This window comes from Paenibacillus tianjinensis (genome assembly GCF_017086365.1).
Lineage (GTDB): Bacteria > Bacillota > Bacilli > Paenibacillales > Paenibacillaceae > Paenibacillus_AQ > Paenibacillus_AQ tianjinensis.
The window spans coordinates 5,223,041-5,241,163 of sequence record NZ_CP070969.1 but is presented as its reverse complement, the minus strand read 5'-3'; the positions used below and the strand labels follow the sequence as shown (position 1 = coordinate 5,241,163).

At 49.0% G+C, this 18,123-nt stretch carries 20 protein-coding genes; 12 read left to right on the top strand and 8 right to left on the bottom strand.

The genetic code is table 11. From position 1 onward, the window contains the following. The first annotated feature begins 141 nt into the window (after positions 1-141). A complete protein-coding gene (locus JRJ22_RS24280; protein WP_206101886.1) occupies positions 142-567 on the top strand; it encodes a hypothetical protein in 426 nt (141 codons plus the stop codon). Between the two features lie 50 nt (positions 568-617). Continuing rightward, on the top strand, positions 618-1,286 hold the full coding sequence (locus JRJ22_RS24275) for a DUF4304 domain-containing protein (RefSeq protein ID WP_206101885.1): 669 nt from the start codon (positions 618-620) through the stop codon (positions 1,284-1,286). Between the two features lie 237 nt (positions 1,287-1,523). On the opposite strand, the gene JRJ22_RS24270 is transcribed toward JRJ22_RS24275, so the two are convergent. Together JRJ22_RS24270 and JRJ22_RS24265 are read right to left on the bottom strand one after the other, a co-directional pair. Beyond that, the gene (locus JRJ22_RS24270; protein WP_206101884.1) at positions 1,524-1,733 is read right to left on the bottom strand and encodes a hypothetical protein; all 210 of its coding nucleotides are present in this window, start codon (positions 1,731-1,733) and stop codon (positions 1,524-1,526) included. A gap of 88 nt (positions 1,734-1,821) precedes the next feature. Continuing rightward, positions 1,822-2,163 carry a DUF805 domain-containing protein gene (locus JRJ22_RS24265; RefSeq protein WP_206101883.1) on the bottom strand — a complete coding sequence of 114 codons (342 nt, stop codon included), beginning with the start codon at positions 2,161-2,163 and terminating at the stop codon, positions 1,822-1,824. 349 nt (positions 2,164-2,512) lie between these two features. Here JRJ22_RS24265 and JRJ22_RS24260 point away from each other — a divergent pair, with 349 nt between their 5' ends. Together JRJ22_RS24260 and sda are read left to right on the top strand one after the other, a co-directional pair. After that, complete coding sequence (locus JRJ22_RS24260; protein WP_206101882.1) at positions 2,513-3,175, top strand: YheC/YheD family protein; 663 nt, start codon at positions 2,513-2,515, stop codon at positions 3,173-3,175. Positions 3,176-3,498: 323 nt separating this feature from the next. After that, positions 3,499-3,642, top strand: coding sequence for a sporulation histidine kinase inhibitor Sda (gene sda / locus JRJ22_RS24255; protein ID WP_082452054.1), 144 nt, complete (start codon positions 3,499-3,501; stop codon positions 3,640-3,642). 141 nt (positions 3,643-3,783) lie between these two features. On the opposite strand, the gene JRJ22_RS24250 is transcribed toward sda, so the two are convergent. Further along, complete coding sequence (locus JRJ22_RS24250) at positions 3,784-4,758, bottom strand: NAD(P)/FAD-dependent oxidoreductase (protein ID WP_206105286.1); 975 nt, start codon at positions 4,756-4,758, stop codon at positions 3,784-3,786. Positions 4,759-5,086: 328 nt separating this feature from the next. On the opposite strand from JRJ22_RS24250, the gene JRJ22_RS24245 reads away from it, so the two are divergent. Together JRJ22_RS24245 and JRJ22_RS24240 are read left to right on the top strand one after the other, a co-directional pair. Continuing rightward, entirely contained in the window at positions 5,087-6,280 is a 1,194-nt protein-coding gene (locus JRJ22_RS24245) for an NAD(P)/FAD-dependent oxidoreductase (RefSeq protein WP_206101881.1), read from the top strand. Between the two features lies 1 nt (position 6,281). After that, a complete protein-coding gene (locus JRJ22_RS24240; protein ID WP_206101880.1) occupies positions 6,282-6,557 on the top strand; it encodes a hypothetical protein in 276 nt (91 codons plus the stop codon). Positions 6,558-6,632: 75 nt separating this feature from the next. Here the strand turns inward: JRJ22_RS24240 and hemQ are convergent, their stop codons facing one another. After that, on the bottom strand, positions 6,633-7,391 hold the full coding sequence (gene hemQ / locus JRJ22_RS24235; protein ID WP_206101879.1) for a hydrogen peroxide-dependent heme synthase: 759 nt from the start codon (positions 7,389-7,391) through the stop codon (positions 6,633-6,635). Positions 7,392-7,635: 244 nt separating this feature from the next. On the opposite strand from hemQ, the gene JRJ22_RS24230 reads away from it, so the two are divergent. From JRJ22_RS24230 to dnaI, 3 genes are all read left to right on the top strand, one after another. Beyond that, positions 7,636-7,932, top strand: coding sequence for a YuiB family protein (locus JRJ22_RS24230; RefSeq protein WP_206101878.1), 297 nt, complete (start codon positions 7,636-7,638; stop codon positions 7,930-7,932). 256 nt (positions 7,933-8,188) lie between these two features. Continuing rightward, positions 8,189-9,736 carry a replication initiation and membrane attachment family protein gene (locus JRJ22_RS24225; protein ID WP_206101877.1) on the top strand — a complete coding sequence of 516 codons (1,548 nt, stop codon included), beginning with the start codon at positions 8,189-8,191 and terminating at the stop codon, positions 9,734-9,736. 18 nt (positions 9,737-9,754) lie between these two features. Then, a complete protein-coding gene (gene dnaI, locus JRJ22_RS24220) occupies positions 9,755-10,711 on the top strand; it encodes a primosomal protein DnaI (RefSeq protein ID WP_206101876.1) in 957 nt (318 codons plus the stop codon). A gap of 97 nt (positions 10,712-10,808) precedes the next feature. Here dnaI and JRJ22_RS24215 read toward each other — a convergent pair whose 3' ends face one another. Beyond that, complete coding sequence (locus JRJ22_RS24215; RefSeq protein ID WP_108722093.1) at positions 10,809-10,967, bottom strand: YqzM family protein; 159 nt, start codon at positions 10,965-10,967, stop codon at positions 10,809-10,811. A gap of 350 nt (positions 10,968-11,317) precedes the next feature. Between JRJ22_RS24215 and trxA the strand changes: the two genes are divergently transcribed. Both trxA and uvrC read left to right on the top strand, forming a co-directional pair. After that, positions 11,318-11,635, top strand: coding sequence for a thioredoxin (trxA, locus tag JRJ22_RS24210; RefSeq protein WP_206101875.1), 318 nt, complete (start codon positions 11,318-11,320; stop codon positions 11,633-11,635). 168 nt (positions 11,636-11,803) lie between these two features. Then, the gene (uvrC, locus tag JRJ22_RS24205; protein ID WP_206101874.1) at positions 11,804-13,771 is read left to right on the top strand and encodes an excinuclease ABC subunit UvrC; all 1,968 of its coding nucleotides are present in this window, start codon (positions 11,804-11,806) and stop codon (positions 13,769-13,771) included. A 304-nt stretch (positions 13,772-14,075) separates the two neighbouring features. Here the strand turns inward: uvrC and JRJ22_RS24200 are convergent, their stop codons facing one another. The 3 genes from JRJ22_RS24200 to JRJ22_RS24195 form a co-directional block, all read right to left on the bottom strand. After that, positions 14,076-15,803, bottom strand: a complete 1,728-nt coding sequence (locus JRJ22_RS24200; protein WP_206101873.1) for a CPBP family intramembrane glutamic endopeptidase — start codon at positions 15,801-15,803, stop codon at positions 14,076-14,078. Positions 15,804-15,952: 149 nt separating this feature from the next. Further along, the gene (locus JRJ22_RS29500) at positions 15,953-16,087 is read right to left on the bottom strand and encodes a hypothetical protein (protein ID WP_269751860.1); all 135 of its coding nucleotides are present in this window, start codon (positions 16,085-16,087) and stop codon (positions 15,953-15,955) included. Positions 16,088-16,122: 35 nt separating this feature from the next. Then, the gene (locus JRJ22_RS24195) at positions 16,123-16,518 is read right to left on the bottom strand and encodes a GntR family transcriptional regulator (RefSeq protein WP_206101872.1); all 396 of its coding nucleotides are present in this window, start codon (positions 16,516-16,518) and stop codon (positions 16,123-16,125) included. Between the two features lie 233 nt (positions 16,519-16,751). Between JRJ22_RS24195 and JRJ22_RS24190 the strand changes: the two genes are divergently transcribed. Continuing rightward, on the top strand, positions 16,752-18,110 hold the full coding sequence (locus tag JRJ22_RS24190) for a TrkH family potassium uptake protein (RefSeq protein WP_232380942.1): 1,359 nt from the start codon (positions 16,752-16,754) through the stop codon (positions 18,108-18,110). The last annotated feature ends 13 nt before the right edge of the window (positions 18,111-18,123 follow it).

Genomic DNA, 18,123 nt, shown 5'->3' with positions numbered 1-18,123 from the left:
GGTGAGGAGGTTTACAACTGTCAGAAATTGAATTTAGATTCATCCATTACAGAGGACCGTTTAACAAGATTAAGACCGGTGATGAAATCCTTTTTAAGGTGTAAAATTGCAGACTTGCGCCATCACTCAGGAGGAGTGTACATGATTAAATACATAAGACGAAGAATAGCCCGGAAAGAGCTGATTAAATTGCGGGACGAGCTCACCTTCTATGAGCCGTTGTATCCGCTGATCGGCCCGTTTCATCTATGGTTTACGGAAAAATGGAATTACATATGGTCGAAACAAACGAACCGTTACGAGATTGAACCGGAGTTTTTCGCTGAAATATACAGTGTAATTCCAGGTCAGTTGACGGTATTTAAGCAGGCTATTGCAGATTACGGCCAGAAAGTAGATACGAGTTATATTAAAGATAAGATAGTGATCATGGAAAAAATGCTGGCGGATGGTGATTCGGAGCGTATATTGACCCTTATGTTTCTCTACTTGCAGATCTTTGAGCGGGCGGAGCGTTACCTTCACCTGAAGAAAAGGGAAGCGGAATTGAATGAATACATAAGGTAACTAAGCTTCAACGTAACAAGCAGCCGGAAGGCAGGCGGGGGAATTACAGCATGCTTACAACGGAGTTTAGAAAACTATTGCAGTTACATCTGAAGCCGCGGTTGAACCAATTGGGATTCATGGGTTCGGACCACCACTTCCGCAAGAATTCGGATGAGCATTTTATCTATACCTTGGTTATACAAGGAAACCGGTACGGTGGGTCGTGCATCATGGAGCTGGGAGTTCATTTGGATTTCTTGCCCATCGGATTGAGTGGAAAGGCGGACAACCATAACCTAACCGTCTACGACTGTGAATTTAGAGAGCGAATAGAAGCCGGAATCCCCTGGAATCAGAGAATATTTGGTCCCGCACAGGCTCAAGCCGGCTGGTTTGAATATGGGAAAAGTGAAGCGGACGCCATCAGAACGATTAATAGAATGTACAAGGTATTCAAAGTGCGCGGTCTGGAATATTTTGACCAATTCAAGGGTTTTCCGAAGCCTATTCTGTCCATAAGCTTGGAGGAATTGAAGGCTGGAAGGAGCAAACAGCAAATGAGTATGGGGGCTCCGCTGGATTTGCGTCTTGCACTTGTTATTGCCAGAACCCATGAATTCGTCGGGGATTTGGATTCTTCGTTGAAGTTTGCGGAGTGGGGGTTGAATCATCTGGGACAAGCAGCCGGGCTGAAGCCTCATTTCGAAGAGTTGATTAGCCGAATTACACGTGTATAGTATGTACAAAAGGAAACCACTCTTTTGAAATGGTTAGTTGCACTTCCATTTACCAAAAGAGTGGTTTCTTTTTTTATGAATTTTTTGAAAGGTTGTAGATACGATTCCCGCTTAAACAGCGGAGCGTCCCCACTATATTTACAATAGAAGAAACAGAATTCGGCGAATCAACCAGACTATGTGCACAAGCTGTTTGTTCTCTTTTTCATAGAGTATAGTATTACTCACAGAAGTCAATCAAGCAGGGACGATGAATTTGAAGTTAATCATAAAAACAATCAGTGCAGCGGCACCCAGGGAAAAGGCAATGCAGCCTGCACCCAGGATTCTACGGCGGTCCTTAATAAACTTGAATCCGAGCGCACAGACAAGAATTGTGGTACCCGCTAAGACAACAGACATGCCGATCATCGCAAACCAATACAATATTTCGAACAATTGTGCCATTAGGTAGCCCCCTCACAGGGTAATAATACAATGAATTTTAAGATTTTTCCAGTGTGGGAAAAGGCGTGTGATACATAAAATGCGAGATTCAATATTTGGGGCTTAGTCCATACTTGTTGGTTCCTTCACTATCAATACAAGCAAGTATAAATAATACAATGAACCCGACAAAAGGAATAAAGCTGATCAGGATCCACCACCCGGTTCTTCCGATATCATGCAGTCTGCGGGCAAGCACGGCCAAGGAAGGTATTAAAATGAACAGCGAATAGAGCTTGCTGATTAAAGTTGATACTCCGAAGAAGTCTTCCGCTATCCCGAATAGGATTCCAATCAAAAAATTAACCAGCACAAACATCCAGAATTCCTTACGCCTTGCCCTTCCTGAGAAAACGGCGTAATTTTTAACAACCTTCAGGTACCAATCCATACGCGGGAGCCTCCCTGTGTTATTGTATTTCCTCTTTTAGCAGAATTATGTATATGCATTATATCGGCATCGTATATACCTGTTATAAGTTCTATCAGCCCAGGGGCACTTCACTGATAGTTCGACAACGGGCAGTAATTGCCGAGGATCGTCGAAGGCACCGCAGAAAAATCAACAGTTTCCGCAATCTTCCCAGAAATCCGGGTGGATAGCCCTCAGGACATACGGCCCTGCTGCCATATGCCCTTTTTGCTGTGAGGAGCTTCTTACACGGACAATCATACAGGAGGGCGGGACCTTTTCTGAGTAATCTATAGGGTAGGCTGGGATTGCGAAAGGAGAGGGGAACATGGCAGGAAGAGAACTGGCCAGCAAGTGGCTGAAAACCGAGGCGCTGCTTAGCGATTCGCGGGTTGCCGGTTACATTCCACGAACGAAGGAATATAGTGCTGCCGGGCTGTCAGCTATGCTGGGAAGATACGGAAACGTAGTCATTAAGCCGATTGTAGGCGGCGGGGGATATGGAGTTATTAAGGTATTCCGGGACCGCCGGGGATATGGTTTCACTTATATGCATAGAACCCGTGTATATCGTGATTTCACATCTATGAAACATGCGCTTGACAGAGTAAAGGTTAAACGGCGTTATATGATTCAGCAGGGAATCTCGCTTGCCCGGATTGCCGGCCGTCCCATTGATTACAGAGTGAAGGTTGTAAAGAACGGCACGCATTGGGAATTCCGTTCTATGGTGGGGAGATTAGCGCGGCCGGGTCTGTTTGTAACGAATCTATGCAAGGGCGGTACGATGATGAGCTGCCGGCATGGTCTGCGCAAATCGCTGCCGCAGATCAGCACTTCGGCCAAGAAAGCGGAAATGCGCCGTCTGACGCATGTCTGTATTGAACTGCTGGAAAGACACTTTCCGGGTATCGGTGAGCTGGGTTTTGATTACGCTGTTGACCAGCGGGGAAAGATTTGGATCCTCGAAGTGAATACAAGACCTAAGTAACTAATAAATTTTTAAGAATTGACGATAAAGATAATAATAGGATAGAATTGCGTTTAGTCGTGCATTTTCTGAGGTAATATGTGGTATTAATTTCTATATTATGAACATTCCAAAATATTTTTTTAGGCTCTCTGTGTGGAAAGCTCCTGTGCATAACTATTATCCCCATATTCCACTGCGGAGTTAACGCCTTTGTAACCCTTATTAACATATTATGCACAGGATTTCCACAGAACCTTGTGGATAGTAAGAACGCTTGTTCGAAAAATGATAGTTTGCTATGATAGATTCAGATCCAAATAAAGGAAAGGTAGGTGAACGTTATGGTTGAATTGTCGGATGAGATGCTGTTGGACTCTTACCAAAGAGCGATAGAGCTCCAATTAGAGCATGATTTCATCGCTCTTTTGCTCGCTGAAATTCGCAAACGGAACTTACACTCTCCAGCACATGCGGTTCTACATTAAAACAAATAGTTTCATTTTTGCAGCAGCAGCTTAGTCAAAACCGCAAGCGGCACAAAATAGGGTATCTTTTCAAGTTGGAGTGGAATCAACCTGAAAGGATACCCTTTTATTTGTGGATTAGGCTAGCCTGTAAGCTGCCGTCTAGAGCTTAAGATTACTGCTGTGCCCCGGGGATAGCTTGGCATCTGGATCAAGGTATACCTTAGCATTGTTAACCGCTGTAGGGGCTTCTCCGAATCCGACTGCAATCAGCTTCAGCTTACCAGGGTAAGTAGTAATATCGCCCGCGGCAAAGATCCCAGGAATGTTCGTCTCCATACGTGAGTCTACAACGATCGAATTGCTCTCAATTTCAATGCCCCACTCGGCAATTGGACCAAGCGAAGATACGAAGCCGAAATTGACAATGACACTGTCTACTTCAATCTCCTGTGTTTCCTTGGTTTTGATATGGGACAGGGTAACCTTGGTTATGAATTCTTCCCCGTGCAGTTCAGTGATCTCCGAAGGGGTAATCACATTTACCTTGGAGGCCATCAGATTCTCCACACTGTGTTCATGAGCACGGAATTTATCGCGGCGGTGAATCAGCGTGACCTGCTCCGCGATCGGTTCAAGCATAAGTGCCCAGTCAACTGCGGAGTCTCCGCCGCCGCTGATCAGTACCTTCTTGCCTTTGAAGGCATTCAAATCGCTTACAAAATAATGCAGATTGGCTTTCTCGAACCGCTGCGCTTCCGGAAGCTCCAGACGCCGGGGTTCAAAAGCTCCTACACCGGCAGTGATGATAACCGCTTTGCTGTGGTACTCGGCTTTATCGGTAGTTGTTACGAAATGGCGTTCATCCCGCTTCTCGACCGACACCACCTTCTCCTCCAGGCAGATATTAGACTGGAACAGCTCCATTTGCCGGGACAGGTTGTCTACCAGCTCCTGTGCGGTGATTTTTGGGAAACCAGCCACATCATAAATATATTTTTCAGGATAAAGGGCAGCGAGCTGCCCCCCCAGCTGGGGCATGCTTTCAATAAGGGTTACCGACGCCTGGCGCATACCGCCGTAGAAGGCAGCAAACATGCCGGCAGGACCGCCGCCTATAATTAAGAGGTCGCTCATAGGAACGCCGGATTGCTCTAGTGTCACGTAATATTACACCTCCGAGTTGATAGTTTCAAAATGCCATACTTAACGTACTTACTCATTATAATCATTGTGGCACTGCCCTGCAAAGGCTTTGAATGAACTGAAAATTGTGACGTTTTTTTGTATGATTATATTTGATTAAAACGATACTAAGGTTTACAATGGATATGGTTATTTTAGAAATCCTTTAAGTTTGATTGGAAATTCTTCTGAATTTAAGTGTATAAATTCACAAAAGAACCTGAATTATTTGACAAAAAATAACACATAGACAGATTCACCTGTTGGAAGGAGCCGGAACATGAGCAGTATTCCCAAAATTGTCATCCTAGGCGCGGGATATGGAGGTATTTTGACCGCCCAACGGCTGCAGAAAGCTTTAAACTATAATGAAGCAGATGTGACGCTGGTAAACCGCCATGAGTATCATTATTTCACCACCCATCTGCATATGCCAGCTGCGGGAACGGACAGCATTGAACATACACGTGTATCTATTTCCAAATTGATAGACGAATTTAAGATTGACCTCGTGAAATCTTCCGTGCAGGAAATCCGCACCCAACAGAAAAAAGTCATCCTTGAAGACGGCACGCTGTCTTACGATTATCTCGTGATTGCTCTCGGGGGTGAGCCAGAAACGTTCGGTATCCCGGGACTTGATAAATATGCGCTCACGATCCGCAGCATTAATTCCGTGCGGCTGATCCGGGAACATATCGAATATCAGTTTGCCAAATATAAAAATGAAAATAATGCCCAGGAGCATATTAATTTTGTGGTAGGAGGAGCGGGCTTCAGCGGTATTGAATTTGTAGCGGAGCTTGCCGACCGTATCCCGGCCCTGTGCAAGGAATATGATGTTGATCCAAGCATGGTGAACATCTACAATGTGGAAGCTGCGCCTACGGCGCTTCCGGGGTTTGCCCCTGAGCTTGTGGAACATGCAATGACTGTGCTGACGAAGAAGGGTGTTACTTTCAAAATCGGTGTAGCCATCAAGGAGTGCCTGCCGAATGGTGTCATTCTCGCAACCGGTGAAGAGATCAAAGCCTCGACAATTGTCTGGACCGGCGGTATCCGCGGTAACCGTCTGATTGAAGCGGCCGGCTTTGAAGCGATGCGCGGACGGGTGAAGGTGGATGAATACCTGCGTGTGCCGGGCCACGAGAATATCTTTATCATTGGTGACGGCTCCCTGATGATTAACCCTGAAGGGCGTCCATACCCGCCGACCGCACAAATCGCGATGCAGCAGGGGGAATGCTGTGCCTATAATCTGGTGGCCGCCATCCGCAGCCAGCAGCCGAAGAAGTTTGCCTTCAGCAACAAGGGTACTGTAGCTTCGCTGGGTAAAGGACAAGGCATTGCCGTAGTCGGCGACAAGAAGTATAAGGGATGGACAGCTGCACAACTCAAGAAGGTTGTCGATATGCGCTACCTGTTCATTATCGGGGGCATTCCGCTGGTGCTTAAGAAAGGAAGATTCTTCTAGGATGCGTCACTGCAGCGTGCAAGTTCGTGGGCTGTTGACGCGTGAGGAGCTGGACCGCTACAACGGTCTGATTGAGGTTGGATCCTTCCTTGAGGACCAGAGCCGGTATGATCTGGCTTATCATATCCAGAAGGAAATTGATCTGCTTATCCTGCCGGCGATTGAACGGCTAAAGGATAAGAGCCGGGCCCGCGACCGGGCAACGGCTGAATATTTGGAGAGTCTGCGCGAAGAGGACGATGAAGACGAAGATTCGGGCACAGAGCAGGTCCTTTAGTTCTCTGTCCGTTTGGTGAATGATACAACTAAAGGGTGTGACTCCGCATGAAGCGGAAGCACACCCTTTAGTGTTTTACAGTTTAAGCATGTCTTCAAAGGTCTCCGGAGTCAGCAGGTTGCCGACATAGAACGGGCCGAACTCGCCATAGCGGGCACTGACCTCGTCAAATCGCATTTCATACACCAGCTTCTTGAATTGCAGCGCATCCTCTGCGAAGAGGGTCACGCCCCACTCCCAGTCGTCAAAACCAACGGAGCCGGTAATAATCTGCTTCACCTTGCCGGCATAACCGCGTCCGATCAGTCCGTGTGAATGCATCAGCTCACGGCGTTTATCCATATCGAGCATGTACCAGTTGTCAGCAAGTTCGCGCTTCTTATTCATCGGGTAGAAGCAGATATGCTTCGCTTGCGGCAAAATCGGCTTCAGACGGGCGGCAACATGCGGATTCTGCATCGGATCGCTTCCATCCCCGGCATTCCCGCCGGCAGCATAGTTGCTTAGTTCAACAATACTGACATAGGAGTAAGACTTGGTGGTATATTGGGCAAAGGCGATTTTGTTAAAGGCAGTTTCAAGAGCATTCAGGGCTTCAAGGCTTTCCCGCAGAAACATCATCACGAAATCAGCCTTCTGGCCGACGATGGCATATACTGCAGAGCTTCCTTCCTTTGCTTCCTCCACAGGACCCCATTCTTCCATAAAAGCATGCAGCTCCTCGAGGGCTACAGCGCGTTCCTCGTCATCGGCAGCTGTCCAGGCTGTCCAGTCCAGAGAGCGGAAATCATGCAGTGCATACCAGCCTTCCAGTGTCAAAGCAGCTTCGTTCATGTTCTCACTCCTTAAAAGTTTTAAAACTTAGTTCGAAAGCATACGCTTCTATGTATGATCCGATTGATCTATTAGCATTGTATCGCAAGCGGGCTGCCAAGAGCAAACCCCCCTACCGGCATTTGCCGGGTTCGGAACTGGAACAGCAATAATGTTCATTGCTTCGCTACATTTTTTCTAGTAAACTTACTATTAAATAAGGTTTTGTGTGCGGTTCTTTATAGAGAGAGGGGATGGCGGTACGATGGGGTTTATTCCTGTGTTTGTTCTGGCCGTTTTATTCTTTGTCATGATGTTTGGCATCGGCTTTATCCTTAACATGTTAATGAAGACAACCTGGTTCCCCGCATATCTGTTCGTGATCGTAATTCTGCCCGTAGTCATCTATTCCATCTGGGACCGGAATGCCATGTCGCTCTGGGAGCACCTGAGCACCTTCCATGTTGTTGATTATCTTACCGGCATTGCCGGACTGGCTGGAGCAGTACTAAGCGGGTGGACCATCCAGAAGCTGCGGCTTGGCGGGTACAAGATGTTTTAATGAAAATTTATACAGCGCAGAAACGGCAGCTATCCCTGCAAAGGGACGGTGATGCCGTTTTTTTTCATTGTGACAGCCAGGACTTTTTTTTGCCTATTTCTATTATTTTTCGCTATCGCCAGCAAGCGTTCAAAAGATGTCGATTTTACGCTGAAAAGGAGGTTATTTGGTTCTTTTTTTACATTTCCGGCCGGGTGTTTTGTGATAGAATAGAAATCTATATGAATTCGTGTAGAAGAGGGGGAGGTTTCCGCAGATGCGCATGAGTAACCTGCATCATTTCACCGAACATCATCGGTACTGCGTTTCCCGCGAATTCGGTCTAAGCCATGTGGATTCACGTATGCTGGGCTCGGTCTATCAGCCGATGGTTGGAGCCTTTGCAATCAGCCTCTACAGGCTGCTGTTTGAGCATATTCCGGCAGAAGCGATCGGCTACTCCGCAGTGGAGCAGCAGCGCAGGCTGTTTATGACGCTGGGTGTCGAACCGAACGAGAAGGGCCGTAAATATTTAGTGGATCAGGCTTCCAGGCTGGAGGCGGTGGGGCTGCTTGCAACCTGCCGGATTTACATGCCGGAGAATGATGATTATATGTATGAATACGAGCTGATGCCGCCGCTGTCTCCGGCTGATTTTTTTGCAACCCAGCATCTGACACTGCTGCTGCGTGACAAGATCGGCAAGTTCGCCGTGCTGTCGCTGCGTGAGCAGTTCTGGAACCGGGAACCGGAAGAATGGAGCCGCCGCTCGATCGGCAAAGAGAATATATCCCTGCCATTTTATGATATTTTTGAGTTAAATACGCATGTGATTGATTATGAACTGGAGCAGGCCCTGGCCGAAGTGGCTACGGTGCGTCAGCCCGGATTCAGCGAAAACGGTGAGCCGGCGATCGGATACAGTGATATCATTCTACGGTTTCCAAGGGAGTCGGTGAACCGGGTTCATGTCGAGAAGCTGCGCTTTGACCATGCCCAGATGGGCGTGATTAACTATGTAGCCCGCAAGTACGGGCTGGGTCCGCAGGATTTATGCCGCTTGCTTGATGAGGATGACGTGTTTACACCGGACGGCGAAGTGATACTGGATACGCTGCAGCATAAGGCGAGCCAGCATTTCCGCCAGGATATGAAACGCCAGGAAAAACGGGAAATTGCTGCGGCGAAGGTGGTTTCACTGCGCTCGGCTGTCGCCGGGGAAACCGATGATTCCAATATCCTGCAGGAGCAGCCGGTAGAGATGGAGTATTATGTGGAGGTGCCTCCGCAATTCTTAACCAAATGCGATATCCACCAATATAATATGATGCTTCGCAACGAGCCTTATACCCGGCTGCTGCAAACTTTTTTTCCGGGTGCAGTTCCGGGCCAGCTAATGGATATTTTTGAGAAAATAGATCTCAATTATAAGCTGAGCGGGGAAGTTATTAATGTACTGATCCATTATTTGATGACGATGGTGGCTTCCGGCGGTGATCAGCGGATGAACCGCAATTTCGTCGAAGCCATTGCCTCCAATATGCTGGTGAAGCAAGTGAACACCTACGAGAAAGCCGTGCGTTACATCCGCGACCAGTCCAAGGTCAAAGGCAAAGGCGCTGCCACCGGGTCTTCCGGAGCAGCCTCCGGAACACGCCAGCGTTCATATGCCAAGAGCGGCGGACGCTCCGCTAAGCCGGAGATTCCGATTGTGCTCGATGACGGCAGTGCCGGGACCGTATCGGATGAAGAATTCGCGGCGATGATGAAGAAAGCGGCCGAGATTAAGGCCGGCAAGAAGAAGGGCGCTCTTAGGACGCCGTAAAGAAAGCGAGGTGCAGCAATGGAGTCTATGGGCGAAGTGCTGCGTTCGATGAACAATCCGGCTCTGCGCCAGCGTTCCCGTGATTTGGAGCAGAATTTACTGAACCATCCCTTGGTTAAGGAACTTCAAGCCGAGCATCCCGAGCTGGATGAGCCGCGGCTGCGGCTTCATATGAGCCGGCTGTACCAGTATGTACAGGAGAGCCGCAATTGCGCGAACTGTCCGGGTCTAGACAATTGCCCGAATGATTTCCAGGGCCATTACAGTAAACTAACGGTTGAGACGGTAAACGGCTCACCGGATTTATATGAACGTAAGACAGCCTGCAATCTGAAGGTAGCCCAAGACAACCAGGACAGCATCCGCAAACGGATCCGCAGCTTCTATGTAGATGAGCGCGTGCTGAACGGCGGCTATGATGAAATGGATATTATGGGCAAGGACCCGCGCAGGGCCTCAGCCGTGAACAAAATATTTGATTATATTACCGGAGTCAAAGAAGACGGGCTGACTTCGCAGGGGATCTATCTGCATGGTACCTTCGGGACAGGGAAAACCTTCCTGATGTGCTACCTGCTCCACGAGCTGGCGGTTGCCGGGTACAGCGGCGTGATTGTGTACATGCCTGATTTTATCGAGGATCTAAAATCGATTATGCTGGACGGCCAGAAGCTGAAGGAAACGGTAGATACACTGAAAAACTGTGATCTGTTGATTTTTGATGATATTGGTGCGGAGAATTTGAATCCCTGGGCACGCGACCATGTGCTGGGGGCCATTCTGAATTACCGGATGAACCGCAAGCCGACCTTCTATACCTCAAATTATCCGCTGGATGGCCTGGAGAAGCATCTCAGCTTCACCAGCAAGGACGGCGAAGAGGTCTACAAAGGCCAGCGGCTGATGGACCGGATCGCTCCTTTTGTTGATGTAATTCCTCTGCATGGTGAGAATCAGCGCGGAACAAAGCGGTAAAGCGGCTACCATGGTATACGCGCGGAAATAAAATAAACAGCGGAGCCGGGGACGAATAAGTCCTCAGCTCCGCTGTTTATTTTTGATACGTTAGCCGTTACTCGGAAAAAATGAACTTGACGATGACCATACCGAAGAATACGACAGTCATGAATCCGGTCATTCCGAAAAACCCGGTCATTAAATCGCCCAGATCGTTGCGGGGTTCCTCGTTGATATGCTCCCGCGGGTCCCGTACCTTAGCATTGACATCCATAGCTTCTTCCTCCTTGCGGCTTGCAAGTCTGTACTGCATTAGGTTACAGTTATACATGTGAGAGAAGTCATTGACAAATAATGCGCTTTCCTCAAGTATACGGAGTCTCCGGGAAGTTGTAAAGAAGCGGAGGATGCTAAAATAATTGATTTTATACAATGTAATTGTCTAAAACATTTCCCAAAAGCGTTGTATATATGTTATACTGTGAATGTGTCGGTAAATGGTAATCTGGTTATCATATTACATGAAGCATTTTTCCAGCTAACATTACGGAGTGAATTCGCTTAAGCTAGCGCAAGCTATGGAGGCGGATATTGCTTCGCAAAACTTAAAGGAGGAACAATATCATGGCTATCGTGAACGTGTCTGACCAATCCTTCGTTGGTGAAGTGGAAGGTCAAGGTACTGTAGTAGTAGACTTCTGGGCTCCTTGGTGCGGCCCTTGCAAAATGCTTGCCCCTATCTTAGAGGAATTGTCCACCGAGCTGGGAGACGGCGTAAAAATTGCCAAATTGAATGTAGATGAGAATCCGGAAACGGCTTCCCGCTTTGGAGTAATGAGCATTCCTACGCTGATCTTCTTCAAAGACGGTCAACCGGTAGATAAAGTTGTTGGATTGAACTCCAAGGATTCCCTTAAGAATATTGTAGCTAAACATCAATAAGTCTGATTATATCTGCTGAATCCGGGGCCTAGCGGCTCTGAACACAAGCGCCTTCGGTTTATCCGGAGGCGCTTTGTGTGTTAAACTTACCTTATCATTTCATTATTAAGTAAGCTCTGCTGTGCAGGGCTGTTTCATGACTGTGCAGTACTAGGTGGGGGAGAAATTATGGACTATAGCGATAATATCCGCAATAAGCTGGCACTGCTGCCCGACCTGCCCGGGTGCTATCTGATGAAGAATGAAGAAGGCACCATTATTTATGTAGGCAAGGCCAAAGTGCTGAAGAACCGTGTCCGGTCTTATTTTACAGGCAGCCATAACGGGAAAACCCAACGGCTTGTCGCCAATATTGTTGATTTTGAATATATTGTTACCTCCAGCAATATGGAAGCGCTCATCCTGGAGTGTAATCTGATTAAAAAGCATATGCCGCGGTATAACGTCCTTCTGAAGGATGACAAGACGTTTCCGTACCTGAAAATAACGAATGAAGCGCATCCGCGTCTGGAAGTGACACGCCGGGTGCTTAAAGATAAAGCTAAATATTTCGGACCGTATCCGAATAGCTATGCCGCACAGCAGACCAAAAAGCTGCTCGACCGGATGTATCCGCTGCGCAAATGCGGTGTGATGCCGAAGGAAGTGTGCCTGTATTACCACATGGGTCAGTGTCTGGCTCCTTGCGAGAAGGAAGTTCCTAAGTCAGCTTATGATGAAATAACGCGTGACATTGCCTCTTTCCTTGGGGGAGGGCATGAAGCGGTCAAAAAGGACCTGCAGCAAAAAATGCAGGAGGCTGCTGAGGAGCTGTACTTCGAACGTGCCAAGGAGCTGCGTGACCAGATTATCCACATCGATGCCCTGATGGAGAAACAGAAGATTAATACTGCGGATACGAAAGACCGCGATGTATTCGGCTATGCCGTGGACAAGGGCTGGATGTGCGTGCAGATTCTATATATGCGCCAGGGCAAAATGATTCAGCGCCATTCGTCTGCTTTTCCGTTCTATGGGGAAGCTTACAGCGACTTCATGTCGTATGTCACGCAATATTATAGTGACAACCCGGCACTGCCGCAGGAAATTCTGCTGCCAGAGGCGGTGAGCGAGGGGACGGAGAAACCGTCCGGAGCAACGGCTGCTGCTGCGGTGACAGCCGGCAGACTGGCCGCGGCGATTGACAGTGAAGATGCCGGCGGAGAGCTGGAGCCGGCAGAGCAGGACGCGGAACGCGAAGCTGCGGCCGCTGAAGCTACCGCAGTCGGTACGGTAGATGCGGCTGGCGGTGCTGCTGCCCTGCAGGAATGGCTGGGCGTTAAGGTGCTTGTGCCGCAGCGCGGGCTGAAGAAGCAGATGGTCGGCATGGCCTGCCAGAACAGCCGCGTGGCGCTTGACGAGAAGTTCCGGCTCATTGAACGTGATGAGGAGCGTACTTCCGGGGCAGCATTCGGCCTCGGCCAGAGCCTGGGGCTGGAATCCCTGAACCGGATCGAAGCATTCGATAACTCGAATATCCAGGGAACCAATCCGGTCTCAGCCATGGTCGTCTTCATTGACGGCAAACCTGCACGCAAGGAATACCGCAAATACAAGGTCCGCACGGTGCAGGGGCCGGATGATTATGAAACGATGCGTGAGGTGATCCGCCGCCGGTATGAACGGGTGCTGAAGGAGGATCTGCCGCAGCCGGATCTGATTGTCGTGGATGGCGGCAAAGGGCAGATTTCCTCGGCAATAGATATATTGCAAAATGAGCTGGGGCTCTACATTCCGGTCTGCGGTCTCGTTAAGGACGATAAGCATAAGACGGCCCAGCTGCTGATCGGCGATTCCGCCGAACCGGTGCCGCTGGCACGGGACAGCCAGGAATTCTACCTGCTGCAGCGCATCCAGGATGAGGTTCACCGCTTCGCGATCACCTTCCACCGCGAGCAGCGCGGCAAATCGATGGTAACCTCGAAGCTGGATTCCATTCCGGGGATCGGCGAGAAGCGGCGGAAGCTGCTGCTGAAGCATTTTGGCTCATTGAAGAAAATCAAGGAAGCCTCTATCGAGGATTTCCGTCCGCTGTCCATCGGAGAAAAGCTGGCAGGGCAGATCCTTGCGGCGCTTAACGATGAGGAGCTGTCTTAATTAGGGAGTATCCGGTAACTATATTAGTGAATTCTTAGCAGGCTGACCCTTACGGGTTGGCCTTTTATATTTTAATACACCTAAGTGGCCTCCAACCTGGCCCCATGGTGAAATCAAAGGTATAAATCCCTCTGGAGGTTCTTATGGAATTTATTTTTCTGCTTCCACAGTTTCTATTTCAGGTATTTACGATAGTAGTAGCACTGGTGATCTTTGACCGGTTCTTCAAGAGAAAGTAAAAGGAGGTGTTTCGCAGGCTGAGGGCAGCCGGTGAAACACCTCTTTCACTATAGAATAGCTTAGCTTAAATGCCAGCGGGCTGAAACGGCTCCTCCGGCCCTTTGGGCTGCGGATGCCCTGACTTGTTTGGCGGATTAAACCGATACACGATATAGCCTACCACAAACGGCATGATGATCGTGACGATGCCGGCGCCTATATTCACACTTTCCTGCATGAAGATCAGGGTCGCACCCATCAGGATGCTGTCAAATACGACATGGGCGAACATCACGGCAATAAAGCCGTAACGGAGGAAAATATAACTGAACAGCAGTCCGATGACCGTCAGTTCAATCGGCCGTGAGCTGACCGGATAAATCGGATACAGTGTATGGCCGAAAGCCCAGATCAAGGTGGTAATCAATGAAGCGATAAAGGTGTTCTTAACGAGCTTCTTGAGCATCCGGATGCCGAACAGGCGGTAGACGGCCTCCTCAGACAAGCCGGCAAGCCAGGCGACGATCGGCAGCAGCCAGGCATATCTCATATTATAGGGAGACTGGCTGGCGTCCGTGGTCGACCAGTTATGAAGGGTATACGATAGAATAATGAACATAACCGTCTGCACACCCAGCAAAATTAGCGCCCATACATATCCGGCACGAATACTGTCCAGTACATACTTGCCGTAACCGGGCTCTTTGGCTCGGGGCCAGGGATTCAGGCCTTCTTCCTGGCGCCACAGGCCGTTGCCTCCGACCAGTGAGAAGTAAAGCAGTGATGACATCAGCAGGCTGTAGAGTGCATAGATGATGAACATGACTACTGAAGTTATGCGGGCCTCAGCATTGTCGGCGCTTGATTCCGGCAGCATATTGTACGTGCTGATCATCATGATCAGAAAATGCACTGAGCTTAGAAAGATCCCCCGTACAAAAGAGGTATGGCCCCTTCTCAGGATGCTGAAGATCAGCGCGAGAATACCCAGAGCCAGGGTTGGCAGGCCATACCCGTAAAGGGTTAGCTTTTTAGCCAGAGAGGTTTGATCCTCTACATAGGTGTCATGCCAGGCTGGAGCGGTAAAACCGGCTCTGAAGTAGGAGACGTCCCCGTCCAGAAAACTAAACTGATAACTAAGCGGTGACTCGCCCACTTTGACCGAGCTGTCCGAATAGACAAGCCCGTAGCCTTCAGTGTTCGCTTCGATCTGCAGCTTGGCCGGGTTAGCTCCCCATAACTTAAGCCATGGGCGGGCGAGATTCTCTTTTTGCTCAAGCGTCAGGCCGCCGTTTTCGCTGTCTGCAGGGTATATCCCCTTCGAAGTGCCTGGGGCTGGAATACTTCCGTAGTTCAGTCCCTCGCCGGAATTCGCATTCGCGCCCAGTGCAAAGGCCGCAACCTCGCCTGTATACATATTGAGATCAACAGCGAGAAGGGGATCAGATGTACCGGAAGTATAGAGTACAGCATGGAAGACATCGAACGGATACCGTTGATCAAGCTTCTTTTTGCTATAGTCCTCCAGAAGCTTCTCCCGGGACATATAGCCGTAAAAGGAGGAGTCGGTCTGGTAGCTGACCATCCATTCATCCTGGGCAGTCTGTGAATGGCCGAGCTGCTGTGCTGCGAATGCTGCAGCTTTCGTACGAGCCTCGGTCTTGCTGATGACGGTAGTATCTTCCTGACCCGAACCTGTGAGGAGCTGAGGGGCCACCTGAAACATAATGAATACGATAAGACCAAGCACACCCGCGAGAATGACTCTGGTGGTAAGAGGCCGCTGCTGTAAAGGCTGGCCGACGGAATTCATGAAACGCCTCCTAGTAATGGATTAATCCGAAATTTTATCCCCTTACGTCCCGCAAATGAGCGGAGTCGATGTCTGTTGTGCTCACACCTTACTCATTATAATAGCACGGGCCGGGGAGTTACAAAAAATTCCCTGTTCTTCCTTTACATTTACGTAAGTGAAGCCAGGCTTATGCTTGTTTTGTTTAGCGCGAGGGGCAGACCAGTCAGGCTGCCTTGCGGAATGTCGAAGCTGATATCGTCGAGAATGATTTTTTCTTCATTATAAGTTTTAGGCCGCGACACTCTACCGCAGCAGGTCTGCCGCTTCAGTGTTGAGCTTATAAGGTGTCATTTGAATCCTCCTTATCGAATTCCAGCAATTGCTCAGCGGAGATGCCAAGTATATCCGCTGCAGCTTTAAATTCTATTATTGCCTTGCGCATAATAATCTTGCGTGCCTCGCCGATTACAGCATCTTCCCTGGTGACAAACGTTCCCTGCCCGCGGTAGGTAACGATCAGCCCCATACGCTCCAGCTCCTGATAGGTTCTGGCCGCGGTAGTGGGATTGACACCTCTCCCCGAAGCCAGATCTCTGACTGAGGGCAGCCGCGAGCCGGGCGGAATGAGGCCGCTGACGATTCTCCCCTGAATAGCCTCTACAAATTGTTCATAGATCGGCAGCGAAGGATTGATTTGAAACGGCTCCGGCAAAAGCTCAAAGGACGGATCCATAGGGTGCTCCTTCCGAATGAAGTACTAGCTTCATGTTGTTGTGTGTATGGATAGGCACCATACAATCTGTATTGGGAGTGTACCACTACACACCATACAATTTCAAGAGAGATTCCTCGCATCGGGAAATCAGTCTTTGTGATATTGGACAATAACGTTTATAATTTGTATGTTTATCTGATCAATATTACATTTGCTTAAACGAACAAGAAACTTGCGAGAGGATGAGAATATTGGCTTCACCCCTTCCTAAATTTACGGAATTCAGATTCCTTAAGCTGTCTCCGCCCCAGATTCTGGTGCTTGGCTTTGCTACGGCTATTCTGATCGGAACACTGCTGTTAATGCTGCCCTATTCCAGTGCATCTGGTCATTCCCTAAGATTTATAGATGCACTCTTCACTGCAACATCCGCAACCTGTGTAACCGGACTAGTCGTGGTGGATACCGGCACCTATTTCAGTACCTTCGGACAAATCGTTATCCTGGTGTTGATTCAAGTCGGAGGCCTCGGCTTTATGACGATGGCAACCTTGTTTGCACTCCTGCTGAAACGCAGAATTTCGCTGCGGGACCGGCTGATCCTCCAGGAAGCTATGAATCAAAGTTCAATGGAGGGCATTGTACGGCTGATCCGCAAGGTGCTGGTATATTCACTGATTATTGAAGCAAGTGGTGCGGTTCTATTGACGCTGCGCTGGGCTGCTGATATGCATGTTGGCCGCGCTTTGTATTTCGGTGTCTTTCATGCCGTGTCTATGTTTAATAATGCCGGATTTGACATCTTCGGGGACTACCGCAGTCTGACCGGATATGCCGGCGATCCTGTAGTCAATATTGTCGTCATGTTCCTGATTATTTCCGGGGGAATCGGATTTATCGTCATGGCAGACCTGATCGATTACCGCAAAAGCCGCAGGCTGATGCTCCACAGCAAGGTAGTACTGTCGATGACGGCAGCACTGATTTCGATCGGAACGGTAGTAATCTTTATCTTTGAGTTTACGAACCCGAATACGTTCGGCCAGCTTAACCTTGGCAGTAAAATATGGGCTGCATTCTTTCAATCCGTAACGCCGCGTACAGCAGGAGCCAATACCGTAGATATTGCCGGCCTTCGCCAGGCTACTCAGTTTTTTATGGTGATTCTGATGTTTATCGGCGCTTCGCCTGGCTCTACGGGCGGGGGGATCAAGACAACAACCTTCACACTAATGATCGGTGCCGTAGTCTCTATGCTGCGCGGACGTGAAGACATTGTGCTGTTCCGCTTCCGGCTGGCCCAGGAACGTGTCTTCAAAGCGCTGACGATTACCTTGCTTGCCCTGCTGCTCGTTGTTGCCGTCTCCATGGTACTCTCAACGACAGAGGGGCGGCCGTTCCTAATGATTTTATTCGAGACGACTTCAGCTTTTGCTACCGTAGGACTCAGTATGGGACTGACCCCGGAATTGTCGGAGACCGGCAAAATTCTGATCTGCCTGACGATGTTCGCCGGACGTCTAGGTTTGTTGACACTGGCCTATGCACTGGGTCCGAAACAGGGTAAAGCATTGTATAAGTATCCGGAAGGCAAAATGATAATTGGATAAGGGGTTAATGAAA